The following is a 15,448-nucleotide window of genomic DNA, read 5'->3' as shown; positions in this document are numbered from 1 at the left end:
TGCCCCGAAGTGTCAACTTCGTCAGGCGTGTTTCGTGGCGGCCGCCGATTCCAGGCCGAGGATGCTGATCGACTGCTCGCGCATCTCGATCTTGCGGACCTTGCCGGTCACCGTCATCGGGAACTCCTCGACGACATGGACGTAGCGCGGGATCTTGTAGCGCGCCAGCTTCCCCTCGCAGAACTCCCGCACCGCCTCGGCCGTCAGTGGCGTCGCGCCTTCGCGCATGCGCACCCACGCCATCAGTTCCTCGCCGTACTTCTCGTCCGGGACGCCGATGACCTGCGCGTCGAGGATGTCCGGATGGGTGTAGAGGAACTCCTCGATCTCGCGCGGGTACAGGTTCTCGCCGCCGCGGATGACCATGTCCTTGATCCGGCCGGTGATGTTCACGTACCCGTCGGCGTCCATGACCGCGAGGTCGCCGGTGTGCATCCACCGCGCCGCGTCGATCGCCTCGGCCGTCTTGTCCGCCTGCTCCCAATAGCCGAGCATCACCGAGTAGCCCCGCGTGCAGAATTCACCGGGTTCACCGCGCGGCACCGTCAGCCCCGTCTCCGGGTCGACGACCTTGACCTCCAGATGCGGCCCGACCCGGCCGACCGTCGACACCCGCCGCTCCACCGAATCGTCCGCGCGGGTCTGGGTGGACACCGGCGACGTCTCGGTCATGCCGTAGCAGATCGACACCTCCGTCATGCCCATCCGGTCGATCACCTGCTTCATCACCTCGACCGGGCAAGGCGAGCCCGCCATGATCCCGGTCCGCAGCGAGGAAAGGTCGTGGGAATCGAAGTCCGGGTCGGCCAGTTCGGCGATGAACATCGTCGGGACCCCGTACAGCGACGTGCATTTCTCCGCCGCGACGGCTTCCAGCGTGGCCTTCGGCTCGAACGCGGGCGCCGGGATCACCATGCAGGCGCCGTGGCTGGTCGCCGCGAGATTGCCCATCACCATGCCGAAGCAGTGATAGAAGGGAACGGGGATGCAGATCCGGTCGGCTTCGGTGTAGTTGCAGAGTTCGCCGACGAAGTAGCCGTTGTTGAGGATGTTGTGATGGCTCAGCGTGGCGCCCTTGGGGAAACCCGTGGTGCCCGAGGTGTACTGGATGTTGATCGGATCGTCCGCGGAAAGCTCGGCCTGCCGCTTGAGCAGCGGCGCGGGGTCGGCTTTGCCGCCGATCTCCAGCATTGACGGCCACGCGGGGCTGTCGAGCAGCACGACGTGTTCCAGCGCCGGGCATTTCGGCCCCGCTTCGGCGATCATGCCCGCGTAATCCGAGGTCTTGAACGAGTTCGCGGCCACGATGAGCTTGATCCCGGCCTGGTTGAGCACGTACTCGAGTTCGTGCGACCGGTACGCCGGGTTGATGTTGACCAGGATCGCGCCGATCTTCGCGGTGGCGTACTGGACGCAGGTCCACTCCCAGCGGTTCGGCGACCAGATGCCGACGCGGTCACCCTTGTCGATGCCGAGGTCCAGCAGACCGAGCGCGAGCGCGTTCACCTCGGCCGCGAATTCGGTGTAGGTCCAGCGCTTCCCGGCCGCGCGGTCGACCAGCGCGTCACGATTGCCGAAAGCGGCGACGGTCCGATCGAAGTTGTCGCCGATGGTGTCCCCCAGCAGCGGGGTGTCCGAGATTCCCGATGCGTAACTTGGCAAGGCGGGGGTGTCGGCCATGGAAACTCCTGCGTTCGGCGGTAGCGACGCGTCGAGTTTAAGAAGGCCGGGTGAGCCCGGCCACCTGCAAGTGGAGACCCGCGAGCTGGAAGGTGACAGCCTCGTGACAGCACCCGGCGCTAGCGTGCGCTTCCGGGCGCGGAGGCCCCACGAGGAACCGGAGACTGGATGGCCATGAAGAGGATTCTGATCAGCGGGATGATCGCAGGAGCCGCGATGCTCGGCGGCGGGCCTGTCGCCACGGCGACGGAAGCCACTCCCGCCGCGGATGTGAAAGTGATGTCCGGCTGGGAGTACATCGACTGGTACTCACGGCTGTCCTGGTGTCAGGACAGGGGTAAAGCCGAGGTCAATCAAAACGGCGCGCTGGGGTACAGCTGCTCGCCCTGGAACGGCGACATGTGGCAACTCTGGGTTCAGCGGCCCTGAGCCCGGCCACCTGCAAGTGGAGACCCGCGACACCTCGGGGAAAACCCCGAGGCCGGGTTCGCGCGCGACGGATATCGTCGAGGGCATGCGCCTCTACATCGTCGACGCCTTCACTTCCGAAGCCTTCGCCGGCAACTCCGCCGGGGTCGTGCTCCTGGACTCGCCGGGCGACGCGGGCTGGATGCAGTCCGTCGCCGCCGAGTTGAAGCACGCCGAGACGGCCTTCGTCGAGGTCGGTGGCGAAGGTCCGAAGTCGCTTCGCTGGTTCACGCCGGAGACCGAGGTCGACCTGTGCGGGCACGCCACGCTGGCCACCACGCACGTCCTGGGCGGCGAGCAGACCTTCACGACGAGAAGCGGCGAGTTGCGCTGCCGGGCCGAAGACGGCTGGGTGTCGATGGACTTCCCGTCGGATCCGCCCCGCGAGTCGGACGACGATCTGTCGTCGATCCTGCCGGGGCTGGAGTTCGAGTACGTCGGGCGGAGTCACCAGAACCTGTTCGCGGTGGTGGACAAGGCTTCCGTGGTGCGTTCGCTCGAACCGGACCTCGCCGCGCTGCGGGCGCACTGGACCGGACGGCTGATGGTCACCGCCCCCGGCGACGTCGACGGGATCGACTTCGTCACGCGGTTCTTCGCGCCGGGTGTCGGGGTCGACGAGGACCCCGTCACCGGGTCCGCGCACTGTGTTCTGGCGCCGTACTGGGCGGCGCGCCTCGGCCGGGGGAAGCTCGTCGGCGAGCAGGCGTCGGCACGGGGCGGCATCGTCCGGATGAACCTCACGGGCGACCGCGTGCTGCTTGCGGGACAGGCGGTCACCGTGGCCAGCGGGGAGCTGCACGTCTGATGCGCCTGATCCTCAACGTCATCTGGCTCGTGCTGTGCGGCCTGTGGATGGCACTCGGCTACGTCGTCGCCGGCATTATCTGCTGCATCCTCATCGTCACCATCCCGTTCGGGCTGGCGTCGTTCCGGATCGCGGCCTACGCGCTGTGGCCGTTCGGCCGCACCGTGGTCGACCGGCGCGACGCCGGCGCCGCGTCGACCATCGGCAACGTCATCTGGTTCATCTTCGCCGGGATCTGGCTCGCGATCGGGCATGTGCTGACCGGGGTCGCGCTGTGCGTCACGATCATCGGGATCCCGCTGGGGGTGGCGAACTTCAAGATGATCCCGGTCTCGCTGATGCCGCTGGGCAAGGAGATCGTCGAACTTCCCTGAGGGTGCGATCCTCAGTCCTCGGGCTCCCACGGGAGCGAAACGATGAGACAAGGGCCGCCGACGAACAACCCGCCGTCGATCCCCAGCGCCTTGCCGCCCGCGTAGAGGTACGGCCCCTCGATCTGCGCCGGGTGGATGCCGAGCTGGTCGGCGATGACGCTGTGCCCGTGCACGATCCGCTCGCCGCCGAGCCGGTCCATCAGCTGCTGCGCGACGTCGGCGCCGTCCGGACCGCGGAAGGCGTAGCGGGTGGTCATCCGCCGCCACACGTCCCACCAGGCCTGGATGTCGCTGCCTTCGAGGATCTCGCGACCGCGCGCGTTGATCTCTTCGATGTCGGTACCCCAGTCGAGGTACTCGAGCGTGTCCGAGTGCATCAGCAGGTGGTCCGCGGCCAGCGTCAGCATCGGGCGCGACGTCAGCCATTCGATATGTTGCGGCGTGAGCCTGTCCTGATCGGCCAGCAGCCCGCCGTTGATCTCCCAGCTCCGAGCGAAGCTGCGCGGCCCGAAATCGGACGGCACCTCCGTGTCGCCGAAGTGGTACATCCCGAGCAGCAGGATCTCGTGGTTGCCCAGCAGCGTCCCGCAGTGCCCGCCCGCCTTGGCGGCCTGCCGTTCCAGCCGCATCACCAGGTCGATGACACCGACGCCGTCCGGCCCCCGGTCGACGAAGTCGCCGAGGAACCAGAGGGTGGCTTCACCACCGGCCCAGTCGTCGTCGGCGTCGAGCAGCCCCTTCTCCCGGAGCGCCCCGGCCAGCTCGTCCCGGTGTCCGTGCACGTCACCGACCACGTAGGTCGGGGACGCGGGCTGATCGTCGTGCATCTTGTGACGATAAGCCCTCCACCCGCCGCCGCGTCGCTCAGCCTTCGCCGAACGGGTCACCGGTGCGGCCCACCAGATCGGCGATCGAGTCGATGATCATGGTCGGCCGGTACGGGTAGTGCTCGGCGCTCTCCCGGCTGGAGATGCCGGTCAGCACCAGGATCGTCTGCAGTCCGGCCTCGATTCCCGAGTGGACGTCGGTGTCCATCCGGTCGCCGATCATCAGCGTCGACTCCGAATGCGCGCCGAGCCGCCGCAGGGCCGAACGCATCATCAGCGGGTTCGGCTTGCCGACGTAGTACGGCGAGCGGCCGGTCGCCTTCTCGATCAGCGCGGCGACCGAGCCGGTGGCGGGCATGGAGCCCTCCACGCTGGGGCCGGTGGCGTCGGGGTTGGTGGCGATGAACTTCGCGCCACCCTCGATCAGCCGGATCGCGCGGGTTATCGCGCTGAAGCTGTACGTGCGTGTCTCACCGAGGACGACGTAGTCCGGGTCGCGTTCGGTCAGCACGTAGCCGACCTCGTGCAGCGCCGTGGTGAGCCCGGCCTCGCCGATCACGAACGCCGAGCCGTTCGGCCGCTGCGACGCGAGGAATTTCGCGGTCGCCAGCGCGGAGGTCCAGATGGCCTCCTCGGGGATGTCGAGACCGGTCCGCTCGAGCCTCGCCCGCAGGTCACGCGGGGTGTAGATCGAGTTGTTGGTCAGCACCAGGAAGCCGATGTCGTTGGCGCGCAGCTCCTTGAGGAACTCGTCCGCCCCGGGGACGAGGTGCTCCTCCTTCACCAGCACGCCATCCATGTCGCTGAGGTACGTCCAACGGCGCTCGTTCATGACCCCCACCCTAATGATCGGGAGCCGCGTGGACAGCCACGGACGCCGCCTTGACCGAAAGATTGACCGGTGTGCCGGGTTCGAGCGCTAGTTCGGCCACCGCGGCGGGGGTCAGATCGGCGGCCAGCCCTGTCGCCCAGTCGTCCCCGCGCGTCCGGACGCGAATGACCGGGCCGTGTGGTTCGAGCGCATCGACGACACCCTCGACGGTGTTGCGAGGACTGCCCCGGTGCTCGCCGTCCTTCAGGTACACGGCGACGGCGCTGGGCGGGAAGACCGCGACCGCCGCTTGCCCGCCCTCGACGTCCTCCGCCGGGATCCCGGCCAGCGACAACCCGCCTGACGTGCGCAAACCGCCTTCGACGGCGACGCCGGGCACCAGGTTCAGCCCGGCGATCCGCGCGGTGAACGCCGTCCGCGGCGCGGCCAGCACCTTCCGGGTCTCGCCGCGTTCGACGATCCGGCCGCCATCGAGGACGGCGACGTGCTCGGCCAGCGCCAGTGCGTCCAGGGGGTCATGGGTGACCAGGACGGTCGGCGGCCCGGAGCGCAGCACCCGCCGGAGCAGGCCGCGAATGGCGGGCGCCGCGTCGACGTCGAGGGCGGCGAAGGGCTCGTCGAGCAGCAGAAGTCCCGGGTCGGCCGCCAGCGCCCGCGCGATCGCGACCCGCTGTGCCTGGCCGCCGGAGAGCTGCGCGGGTTTGCGGGCGGCGAGGTCGAGGGCGTCCACCTCGGCCAGCCACTCCCGCGCGCGCCTCCTCGACTCGGCGCGCCCCGCGCCCGCCGATCGGGGCGCGAAGGCGACGTTGTCCAAAGCGGACAGATGGGGGAAGAGCAGGGCGTCCTGGGAGAGGAGACCGATGCCGCGGGCGTGCGGCGGCAGACCAGCCAGGTCGCGGCCGTCCAAAGTGAGCAGCGCGCGATCCGGCCGGAGGAGCCCGGCGAGGCAACCGAGCACACTGGACTTGCCCGAACCGTTCGGCCCGAGCAGGGCGAGCACCCCGCCGTCGGGAACTTCGAACTCGACGGAAAGTGTGAACTCGCCGCGCCGGAGGGCGATCTCGGCCGAAAGGGTCACGACCGGACTCCTTCGAGCGCGCGTGGCCGGGCGAGCGCGATCACCGCGACGGCGACCAGGATGAGCAGCAGCGCGAGGGCGACGGCGCTGTCGACGTCGACCTCGGCCTGGGTGTAGACCTCCAGCGGGAGGGTCCGGGTGACGCCTTCCAGGCTGCCCGCGAAGGTGATCGTGGCGCCGAACTCGCCCAGTGCCCGCGCGAAGCTCAGCACGATCCCCGAACCGAGCGCGGGCAGCAGCAGCGGCAGCGTGACCCGGCGGAACACCGTCCAGGGCTTCGCGCCGAGGGTCGAGGCGACCCGCTCGTAGCGGTCACCGGCGCCGCGCAACGCGCCTTCGAGGCTGACCACGAGGAACGGCATCGCGACGAACGTCTGCGCGATGATCACAGCGGTCGTCGTGAACGGCACCTGTTCGCCGGTCAAGGCGGTCACCAGGATGCCCAGGAAACCCTTGCGGCCCAACAGGTACAGCAGCGCGAGGCCGCCGACCACCGGCGGCAGGACCAGCGGCAGCAGCACCACCGCGCGCAGCACGCGGATTCCGCGCGCCCGCGAGCGCGCGAGCACCACGGCGAGCGGGACACCGAACAGCACACAGGCCACAGTGGACAGTCCGGCGGTGACCAGCGAAAGCTTGAGCGCGTTCAGCGACGACGGCGAGGCGATGAGCCCCGGGAAGCGGGTCAGATCCGTGCGCACCAGGAGGCCGACGACCGGCAGCACCACGAGCGCCAGCGCGCAAACCGCCGGCGGCCAGAGCACCCACGGCACCCCGATGCCCGCGTTTCGTCCTCTGGATGCGGTAGTTGCGCGTGCATCTACCGCATCCAGAGGACGAAACGCGGGGTCAGGGCGCGCCAAAACCGGCCTTCGCCAATTCCTGCTTGCCCTCGGCGCTCAGGACGAAGTCCGTGAACTGCTTCGCGAGCGCTGCCTGCGGAGCGTCCTTCACCACGGCGATCGGGTAGTCGTTGATGGCGCCCGAAGACTCGGGGAAGTCCACTTTGTCCACCTTCCCCGCCGCCGACGTCGCGTCGGTGACGTAGACGAGTCCCGCGTCCGCGTCGCCCGACCGCACCTTCGCAAGCACTGACTTGACGTCCTGCTCCTCGCTCGCGGGCTTGAGCGTGACCCCGGACGACTGCTGGACCTTCTTCGCCGCCGACCCGCACGGCACCTGCGGCGCGCAGACGACCACGGTCAGCCCGTCCCTGGCGAGGTCCGCCAGGCCCTTGATGCCCTTCGGATTGCCCTTGGCGACGGCGATGGCGAGCCGGTTGGTGGCGAACACCGACGGCTGCCCGTCGATCACCTCACCCTTGGCCGCCTTGTCCATATTGGCCTGGTCGGCGGACGCGAACACGTCCGCCTTCGCGCCCTGGGTCAGCTTCTGGACCAGCGCCGAGGAGCCCTCGAAGCTGAACTTCACGGTCACGCCGGAGTTCTGCGCCTCGAACCGCTTGCCCAGCGCGCCGAACGACTCGGTCAGCGACGCCGCCGCGAACACCGTCAGCGTCCGTCCTCCATCTTGGGGGGCCGCCTCCGAACCGCAGGCCGTCGCGGCCAGCGCCAGCGCGAGCAGCGCCGGGGCCAGTCTCCTCATCGGCTTCCCTCCGGGGTTTCGACCACGACGGTGGTCGCCTTGACGACGGCCACCGCGAGCACGCCGGGCCGCAGCCCGAGTTCGCGGACGGCCTCCGCGCTCATCAGGGAGACCACCCGGTGCGGCCCGCATTGGAGTTCGACCTGTGCCATCACCTTGTCCGTGACGACCTCGGTGACCAGGCCGACGAACCGGTTGCGCGCGGAACGGCCGACACTCGACGGATCCTCCGGCTGTTCGGCCTGCGCCTTGGCGAACGCGGCCAGCTCGGCGCCGTCGACGACCTTGCGGCCCGCCGAGTCGTCGAACGCGGTCAGCTGACCGGCGCGCACCCAGCGGCGGACCGTGTCGTCACTGACGCCGAGCAGGCGAGCGGCCTCGGACAACCGGAATTGCGGCATGTCTGGCAGGTTACTTCCGCAGATGCGGAAAAGCTACGGACGAGAGGAATCGCCGAGCAGCTCCTCGCGGAGGCCGTCGAGCAACGCGCTCTGGAATCGCTCCAGCACTTTCCGTTCCTCGGGAGAGAACTGTTCGAGGACCGTCTTCATGTTCGTGTACGCCGATTCGAAGAGCGGCGCGTGCCGCTCCATGGCGCCGGGAACGACCTCGATCAGGACCTTCCGGCGATCGATGGGGTCACGGACGCGGCGGGCGAGACCCGCCTTCTCGAGCCTGTCCATGACGCCGGTCACAGCGCCCGTCGACAGTCCGGTCAGCTCCGCGATCCTGCCCGCTGTCAACGGTCCCGGCGCCTGGCCGACGAGTTCGAGTGCCTTGTGGTCGGTGGCCGACAGGCCCATCCGCTCGGCGATCCTGGCGTGCCGGAGGACGGTCAGCGTGCTGCCTTCCCGGCCGAGATGGGCGAACCGGGCCATTTCCTCCGCCGACAGCGGGTATTTCGCCATCCGGAAAACCCTTCGGGAAGAAACCAGGCCGCGCGGCGTTTAGGTACGCATAGCATTCTAGACAGTCGGTTTCTCCCGCTTCGGGGTTAGTCTGGTGGCAATGACAGCAGTCGATCTCGGGTTTCCCCGTGTCCCCGGTACACGCGGCCCGTCAACCGTGCCCAGGCCGGACAATCCAGCCCTGATCGACACCTTCGGCCGCGTCGCCACGGATCTGCGGGTGTCGCTCACCGACAAGTGCAATCTGCGCTGCACCTACTGCATGCCCGCCGAAGGGCTCGAGTGGATGCCGCGCGCGGACGTGCTGACCGACGACGAACTCGTGCTCCTGCTGCGGATCGCCGTCGAACGGCTCGGCGTCACCGACATCCGGCTCACCGGCGGGGAACCGCTGCTGCGCCCGGGCCTGGAACAGATCGTCGAGCGGGTCGCGGCACTCGAACCGCGGCCGCGGCTTTCCATGACCACCAACGGGATCGGCCTCGCGAAGCGCGCGAAATCGCTCGCCGGCGCCGGGCTGGACCGGATCAACGTCTCGCTGGACACCGTCGATCGCGCGCTGTTCGAGACGATCACCCGTCGCGACAGGCTGTCGCACGTGCTCGACGGCATGGCCGCCGCGCGCGAGGCCGGGCTGGACCCGGTGAAGGTCAACGCGGTACTGATGCGCGGGCTGAACGAGGATCAGGCCGTGCCACTGCTGCGGTTCTGCCTGGCCGAGGGGTATCACCTGCGGTTCATCGAGCAGATGCCGCTGGACGCGCAGCACGGCTGGAACCGGCGCGACATGATCACCGCCGAGGAGATCCTCGGCATGCTCGGCGAGGAGTTCACGCTGACGCCGTTCCCCGCCGCCCGCGGTGGCGCGCCCGCCGAACGCTGGCTGGTCGACGGCGGTCCGGGCGACGTCGGCGTGATCGCGTCGGTGACGAGGCCGTTCTGCGGCGCCTGCGAGCGGACGAGGCTGACCGCCGACGGCGCGGTGCGCTCGTGCCTGTTCAGCAACGACGAAACCGACCTCCGCGCCCTCGTGCGCGCGGGCGCGCGCGAAGAAGAGGTGGCTGACGCCTGGCGGGCGACCATGTGGGGCAAGCTCGCCGGGCACGAGATCAACGAGGCCGGTTTCGCGCAGCCGATCCGGCCGATGAGCGCGATCGGCGGCTGACATGGTGACCATCGTGGTGCGGTACTTCGCGTCGGCTCGCGCGGCCGCGGGCGTCGACGAGGAGAAGGTGACCCTGCCGGACGGCGCGCGCGTCGCCGACGCCGTCGCCCGCCTTCGCGAGCTTCACCCGGAGAAGCTGCCGAAGCTGCTCGAAGCCGTCTCGTATCTGCTGGACGGCGTCGCCGTGCGGGACCTCACGCGGCCGCTGACCGAGGCCGCCGAACTGGACGTCCTGCCTCCCTTCGCGGGCGGCTGACCTGCGGAAACGGGGGAAAGTGACAGCGTCTCACGGAGCGCGCCAGCGCGACGGGAGACTTTGCCTCCGCGCGCCTCTTTCGGCCGAAGGCCACGGAAACACGATGAAGGGGCGCCTTTGGGCTCGAAGGGACGCTGAAGCGAATCTGCGCCCCTTCGGCGGGTTTACGTCAGCGCGCGTGAATACGACAGTCCCTTGCTCCCCCGCCAGGCGTTCCGGGGCCTTTGACCTGCAGTCCGTTCCGAATTCACCATCCGGACGCTGAAGCCGCTGAGGATGCGCCAGTGATCACTCCCCGCCGTATCCTCGCCGCGCTGCTCGCGGCCGTCGCCGCCACGAGCCTGGCGACCGCCCCGGCCTCCGCCCACGAACGCGGCGTCCGGCCGCTGCCGCAGGCGCACAGCCACAACGACTACGAGCACACGCGTCCGCTGCAGGACGCGCTCGATCAGGGGTTCACCAGCGTCGAGGCCGACATCTTCCTCGTGGACGGGCAGCTGCTGGTCGCGCACGACCTCGCGGACACGCGGCCGGACCGCACCCTGGAGTCGCTCTACCTGGAGCCGCTGCGCCGTCGCGTGCTGGCCAACCACGGCGCCGGGGTCTACCGGCAGCGCACCGGGTTCCAGCTGCTGATCGACGTCAAGGGGGACGCGAACAGCACGTACGCGGCTCTGGAGAAGCGGCTGTACGACCCGCGCTACTCCTTCCTCTTCTCTCTGTACGCGTTCGGACACGTTCAGAAGCGGGCCGTCACCGCGGTGATCTCGGGCGGGCGGCCCAAGGACGTCATGCTCGGGCAGCAGGTCCGGCTCGCCTTCTACGACGGCCGGATCAAGGACGTGAACGATCTGAACATCGGTTCGGACCCCCGGGTGGCCCCGCTGGTCTCCGATTCCTGGACCGGGCTGTTCACCTGGACCGGCGCCGGTCCTTTCCCCGCCGCGGAGCGCGCGAAGCTCCACGACATCGTCGAGCGGGCCCACGCGGCGGGTCAGCGGGTGCGTTTCTGGGCGACGCCCGATGCCGCTGGACCTGCACGGGAAGCGTTGTGGAATGAGCTGGTCGCCGCCGGGGTCGACCACCTGAATACGGATGACCTGCCTGGGCTGGCGAACTTCTTGAGGTCTCGCTAAAGTGCGCGGCCCATTAGCGCGCGAAGGCGCACGAATGGGCCAGTCATCCCTTAATCCACGTGATGCAAGCCTCACGATCTGTGAATTATCTCGGCCAGGAAACGGTCCGATAACGGCCCTCTGACCTGCACAAACAGCCGAATCGTTATGGGTTGCGTGCTGTTACTGTGATGTAGGTCACAGCTCGAATAATTTCCGATCAGGCCGTTCGTTACGTACCGTCGCTTTTCGGTTGGCCCCGACCGACCACGCAACACCGGGAACCCGTAGCGCCGAGCCCTGTCCAACGGATTCCCGGACCCAACCCCGAGCGAAAGCATTTCCGGACAGGGACGAGGGGACCGAGCCGACGCGGCGTGCGTCAGGCGAAGTCAGCCGGCCTGAGACGGCCGGCCAGACCCACGGGTCTTTCCCTCAGCACAGGCTCGTAGGCGCAGGGAGCGAGATTTATTCACATGTCGTACCGAGGCAAGCACCGCAAGATGTCCGCCGCCACCCGTCACATCGCCCGCGTCGCCATTGCGGGTGTCGCGGTCGGCGCCCCCCTCGCGATCGCCGCGACCCCCGCGTCGGCGACCAACTGGGACGCCATCGCGCAGTGCGAGAGCAGCGGCAACTGGAGCACCAACACCGGTAACGGCTACTACGGTGGGCTGCAGTTCTCGCAGAGCACCTGGCGCGCCTACGGTGGCACCGGCAGCGCCGCCAACGCTTCGCGCGAGCAGCAGATCGCCGTCGCCGAGCGGGTCCTGCAGGGCCAGGGCATCGGCGCGTGGCCGCACTGTGGCAAGAAGGGCGGCTCCGCCAGCCCCGCCAAGGCCAAGTCGAGTGCCCCGAAGGCCACCAAGAAGGTGACCCCGAAGAAGTCGACCGCCCCGGTCGTCAAGCAGCAGGCTCCGGCCCCGGCCGCCGCCACTGTCGCGAACTCCAACCCGGCGGGTGACTACACCGTCGTGGCCGGCGACACGCTGTCCAAGATCGCTTCCAAGTTCAACGTCCAGGGCGGCTACCAGAAGCTGCAGGAGCTGAACAAGGAATACGTGCCGAACGCCGACTTCATCGTCGTCGGTCAGAAGCTCGCCACCAAGTGAGCTCATGAGCACCAGTAAGTCGTGATGCCCGCGGGATTCCCCGCGTGGCCAGGTCGCGACTGACAGAGCCCCACCGCGCTATTCCCCCGGCGGTGGGGCTCTGTCGCGTCCAGGTCTCTCGTGAGTGGTAATGACGGTTAGAACCCTCATTACCACTCACGAGACACGGCGCCCGCTACGGCGAGTTGACCCACTCGTCGCTGCCATCGGTGAAGTGCTGGTGCTTCCACACCGGCAGCCGGGCCTTGACCTCGTCCACCAGCTCCGAACAGGCGGCGAAGGCCTGGCCGCGGTGCTCGGCGGCCACGGCGCACGCCAGCGCGACGTCCCCGATGGCCAGCGCGCCCAGCCGATGGCTGACGGCGACGGCCCGCACCCCGGTCCACTTCGCCGAGAGGTCCGCGACGACCTCCGCGAGCACGTCCGCGGCGCTGGGGTGTCCCTCGTAGGCGAGCCGCTCCACCGACCGGCCGCCGTCGTGGTCCCGCACGACCCCGCCGAAGGTGACGACGGCGCCCGCGGCCGCGTCGTCCACCAGCCGGGCGTGCTCCTCGACCGAAAGCGGCTCGTCGACCACCGCGACCCGTGCGACCCGAACGTTCACTGTTGTCCCTCCCGTGGGTGGTCGCCGCCCGCCAGCTGGTCGACGGCGTGGTCCAGGATCCCGTCCAGTACGCCCAGGCCGTCCTTCACACCGCCGCGCGAGCCGGGCAGGTTGACCACCAGGGTGCGCCCGGCCACGCCGGCGACCCCGCGCGAGAGCACGGCGGTGGGCACGGCGGGCAGTCCGGCGGCCCGGATCGCGTCCGCGACGCCGGGGAGTTCGTAGTCGAGGACCGCGCGCGTGACGTCGGGGGTGCGGTCGGTCGGCGAGATGCCGGTGCCGCCGGTCGTCACGATCACCTGGACCCCGGCCGCGACGGCCTCCCGAAGCGCGGCGCCCACCGGGTCGCCGTCCTCGACGACGACCGGCTCGGGCACGTCCCAGCCCCTGGCGGCGAACCAGGCCGTGATGACCGGCCCGGTCTTGTCCTCGTAGACGCCCTTCGCGGCCCGGTTGGACGCGACGATCACCCTCGCGACCCTGGTCATGGCCGCTCCCAGGTCCCGGCCTTGCCGCCGTCCTTACGGATCAGGCGGACGTCGTCGAGGGTCGCCGCGGGATCGACGGCCTTGATCATGTCGTGCAGGGTCAGCCCGGCGACGGCGACGGCGGTCAGCGCCTCCATCTCGACGCCGGTCCGGTCGTTCGTCTTCGCGGTCGCGGTGATGTGCACGGCCGTCTCGGCGAGGGCGAATTCGACCTTCACCCCGGACAGCGCGATCTGGTGGCACAGCGGAATCAGCTCGGGCACCTTCTTCGCGCCCATGATGCCCGCGATCCGCGCGGTCGCCAGTGCGTCGCCCTTGGGCAGCCCGTCGCTCGCCAGCAGGCCGAGCACCTCGGCCGTGGTGTGCACGGTGCCGCCCGCCAGCGCGGTGCGGGCGGTGGGCGTCTTGCCGGAAACGTCGACCATACGGGCGGCGCCCGTATGGTCGACGTGGCTGAGTTCACTCACGCCAGCAGGCTAGTCCTCACAAGATGCCCTGCTTCGAGCGAACCTCGTCGAGTGCCTTCTCGCGGTCGCGCCGCTGCTCCGGCGTCATCGAGTCGAACAGCCCGCCCTTGTCCGCGGCGCAGGCGGTGTCGTACGCGGGGCGCTTGCCTTCCACGAAGAACCGGTTGACGGCGTTGTTGCCGCAAGCGTTCTCATCGGTCAGCCAGACCCCGTGCCCGCCTTCGTCCACGGTCACGATCCGCGCCCGGTCACCGAGCGCGCGACGCATCTCCCTGGCCCCGCTCAGCGGAGTCGCCGGGTCACGCAGGTTCTGCACCATCAGGATGTTCGACGGTCCCCGGTCGCCGATCCGCACCGGCGGCTCGATCGACTCGGACGGCCAGAACGCGCAAGCCCAGATGTTCGCCCCGGCCGCGCCGAACATCGGGTACTTCACCCGATCCTTCGCGACATTGCGCTGATAGGTCGCGACGTCCTCCGGCCAGTTCGTGTCGTTGCAGACCACGTGCAGCTGACCGGCCAGCAATTGCCCCAAGTCGATCTGCGCCGTCTGCTCGGACTGCTTCAGGACGCCTTCGCCGTCGAGTCCCTGCCACTGCTGCGCGAGCACGGGGAACGACCTCGTCGAGTACAGCGCGCCGAAGGTGCCGGCGCGGAACATCGCGCCATCGACTCCCGGCACCGCGCCGGTGTCGAGTTTGGCGGCCAGTTCGTGGAACTTCGCCGTCACCTGCTGCGGAGTGCGGCCCAGCCCGTAACTGGCGTGCCGCGCCGCCGCCCATTTCGCGAAGTCCGGGAAGCGGTCCTCGAACCCCTCCGCCAGGCGACGCGAGGTGGCCGGATCGAGGCCGCCCGGACTGGTCACACTGTCGATCACGACGCGATCGGTCCGCTGCGGGAACAGCGTCGAGTACACGGCGCCGAGATAGCTCCCGTACGAGACGCCGTAGTAGGAGATCTTCTTCTCGCCCAAGGCTTCCCGGATGCGGTCCATGTCGCGGGCGGTGTTGGCCGTGGTGATGTACGGCAGATTCGCCGCGGTCTTCGACTCTCCGCACTGCTTCGCGACGCCTGCCACGGACTTCGCCCGCTCCGCCACTGCCGCCGCGTCCCGCGCGTACGGCGGGACGTTGCTGATCAGCTGCTCAGGCTTCAGATCGCAGGTGACCGGCGTACTGCTGCCGATGCCCCGAGGGTCGAAACCGATCAGGTCGTACGCGTCGAGCACGCTCGACGGCATACCGGCGGCCCGCAGGCCGTCCGGCATGGTCAGCCCCGGACCGCCGGGCCCGCCCGGGTTCATCAGCATGACCCCGCGCCGCTTGGCCGGTTTCGTGCTGGCGAGCTTCGACACGGCGATGTCGATGGCGGGCCCGCCCGGGTCCCGGTAGTCGAGCGGGACCTTCAAGGTGGCGCACTGCAAGGTGGCCACGTCCGGGCAAGGTGCCCACTTCAGTGCAGAAGACGGCGCGGCGGACGCCGTGGCGGGTACGAGTACCGCCAAGGTGACCGCCGCGGCCGTGAGTGTCCCGATTCCGCTCAGGACAGAGTGCTTCATCCCCAACCCCCGTCAAGATCGACTTCCTGGTCGGAATCGAGCCTATGAGCGGGCCGGGTACGGAGTCGTCACCCTGAAGTCGGTGCCCGCGTCGGCCTGAGTG

At 69.2% G+C, this 15,448-nt stretch carries 17 protein-coding genes and 1 pseudogene; 7 read left to right on the top strand and 11 right to left on the bottom strand.

The features are described 5' to 3' along the window. Positions 1-21 precede the first annotated feature (21 nt). Positions 22-1,680, bottom strand: a complete 1,659-nt coding sequence (locus SD37_RS04005) for an AMP-binding protein (RefSeq protein ID WP_044853876.1) — start codon at positions 1,678-1,680, stop codon at positions 22-24. Between the two features lie 174 nt (positions 1,681-1,854). Between SD37_RS04005 and SD37_RS04000 the strand changes: the two genes are divergently transcribed. The 3 genes from SD37_RS04000 (at position 1,855) to SD37_RS03990 (ending at position 3,330) form a co-directional block, all read left to right on the top strand. Beyond that, positions 1,855-2,109 carry a hypothetical protein gene (locus SD37_RS04000; protein ID WP_145926525.1) on the top strand — a complete coding sequence of 85 codons (255 nt, stop codon included), beginning with the start codon at positions 1,855-1,857 and terminating at the stop codon, positions 2,107-2,109. An 85-nt stretch (positions 2,110-2,194) separates the two neighbouring features. Continuing rightward, entirely contained in the window at positions 2,195-2,956 is a 762-nt protein-coding gene (locus SD37_RS03995; RefSeq protein WP_044853874.1) for a PhzF family phenazine biosynthesis protein, read from the top strand. Continuing rightward, the gene (locus SD37_RS03990; RefSeq protein ID WP_037318012.1) at positions 2,956-3,330 is read left to right on the top strand and encodes a YccF domain-containing protein; all 375 of its coding nucleotides are present in this window, start codon (positions 2,956-2,958) and stop codon (positions 3,328-3,330) included. Before SD37_RS03995 ends, SD37_RS03990 begins: the two co-directional genes overlap by 1 nt. An 11-nt stretch (positions 3,331-3,341) precedes the next feature. On the opposite strand, the gene SD37_RS03985 is transcribed toward SD37_RS03990, so the two are convergent. The 7 genes from SD37_RS03985 to SD37_RS03955 all read right to left on the bottom strand — a co-directional run bounded on the left by SD37_RS03985 (position 3,342) and on the right by SD37_RS03955 (position 8,580). Continuing rightward, positions 3,342-4,157 (bottom strand): metallophosphoesterase family protein, encoded by an 816-nt coding sequence (locus tag SD37_RS03985; protein WP_037318014.1) that lies wholly within the window; start codon positions 4,155-4,157, stop codon positions 3,342-3,344. A 37-nt stretch (positions 4,158-4,194) separates the two neighbouring features. Further along, entirely contained in the window at positions 4,195-4,989 is a 795-nt protein-coding gene (locus SD37_RS03980; protein WP_037318851.1) for an HAD-IIA family hydrolase, read from the bottom strand. Positions 4,990-4,999: 10 nt separating this feature from the next. Beyond that, positions 5,000-6,067, bottom strand: coding sequence for a sulfate/molybdate ABC transporter ATP-binding protein (locus SD37_RS03975; RefSeq protein WP_044853873.1), 1,068 nt, complete (start codon positions 6,065-6,067; stop codon positions 5,000-5,002). Beyond that, positions 6,064-6,831: an ABC transporter permease gene (locus tag SD37_RS03970; RefSeq protein WP_044854067.1), complete on the bottom strand. Its 768-nt coding sequence runs from the start codon at positions 6,829-6,831 to the stop codon at positions 6,064-6,066. The genes SD37_RS03975 and SD37_RS03970 overlap by 4 nt, the downstream gene beginning before the upstream one ends. A gap of 85 nt (positions 6,832-6,916) precedes the next feature. After that, on the bottom strand, positions 6,917-7,672 hold the full coding sequence (gene modA / locus SD37_RS03965) for a molybdate ABC transporter substrate-binding protein (protein ID WP_044853872.1): 756 nt from the start codon (positions 7,670-7,672) through the stop codon (positions 6,917-6,919). Then, entirely contained in the window at positions 7,669-8,073 is a 405-nt protein-coding gene (locus SD37_RS03960; RefSeq protein WP_037318020.1) for a TOBE domain-containing protein, read from the bottom strand. Before SD37_RS03960 ends, modA begins: the two co-directional genes overlap by 4 nt. A 33-nt stretch (positions 8,074-8,106) precedes the next feature. Next, positions 8,107-8,580, bottom strand: a complete 474-nt coding sequence (locus SD37_RS03955) for a MarR family winged helix-turn-helix transcriptional regulator (protein WP_037318022.1) — start codon at positions 8,578-8,580, stop codon at positions 8,107-8,109. Positions 8,581-8,680: 100 nt separating this feature from the next. Between SD37_RS03955 and moaA the strand changes: the two genes are divergently transcribed. From moaA to SD37_RS44180, 4 genes are all read left to right on the top strand, one after another. Beyond that, on the top strand, positions 8,681-9,745 hold the full coding sequence (moaA, locus tag SD37_RS03950; RefSeq protein WP_044853871.1) for a GTP 3',8-cyclase MoaA: 1,065 nt from the start codon (positions 8,681-8,683) through the stop codon (positions 9,743-9,745). 1 nt (position 9,746) lies between these two features. Beyond that, the gene (locus SD37_RS03945; protein ID WP_044853870.1) at positions 9,747-10,001 is read left to right on the top strand and encodes a MoaD/ThiS family protein; all 255 of its coding nucleotides are present in this window, start codon (positions 9,747-9,749) and stop codon (positions 9,999-10,001) included. 284 nt (positions 10,002-10,285) lie between these two features. Beyond that, entirely contained in the window at positions 10,286-11,137 is an 852-nt protein-coding gene (locus SD37_RS03940) for a phosphatidylinositol-specific phospholipase C/glycerophosphodiester phosphodiesterase family protein (protein WP_044853869.1), read from the top strand. A gap of 455 nt (positions 11,138-11,592) precedes the next feature. Next, entirely contained in the window at positions 11,593-12,228 is a 636-nt protein-coding gene (locus SD37_RS44180; RefSeq protein ID WP_037318030.1) for a transglycosylase family protein, read from the top strand. Positions 12,229-12,403: 175 nt separating this feature from the next. Here SD37_RS44180 and SD37_RS44175 read toward each other — a convergent pair. The 3 genes and pseudogenes from SD37_RS44175 to SD37_RS03915 all read right to left on the bottom strand — a co-directional run bounded on the left by SD37_RS44175 (position 12,404) and on the right by SD37_RS03915 (position 15,345). Next, positions 12,404-13,320: pseudogene (locus SD37_RS44175) on the bottom strand (molybdenum cofactor biosynthesis protein MoaE). After that, entirely contained in the window at positions 13,317-13,787 is a 471-nt protein-coding gene (gene moaC / locus SD37_RS03920; RefSeq protein ID WP_083254871.1) for a cyclic pyranopterin monophosphate synthase MoaC, read from the bottom strand. Before moaC ends, SD37_RS44175 begins: the two are co-directional and overlap by 4 nt. Positions 13,788-13,803: 16 nt before the next feature. Continuing rightward, positions 13,804-15,345, bottom strand: coding sequence for an alpha/beta hydrolase (locus tag SD37_RS03915; protein WP_044853865.1), 1,542 nt, complete (start codon positions 15,343-15,345; stop codon positions 13,804-13,806). Between the last annotated feature and the right edge of the window lie 103 nt (positions 15,346-15,448).

It is taken from the genome of Amycolatopsis orientalis (assembly GCF_000943515.2).
In the GTDB taxonomy this organism is placed as follows: Bacteria; Actinomycetota; Actinomycetes; order Mycobacteriales; family Pseudonocardiaceae; genus Amycolatopsis; species Amycolatopsis orientalis.
Note: the sequence above shows the minus strand (reverse complement) of the source record. Positions and strands in the feature narration are given on the sequence as shown.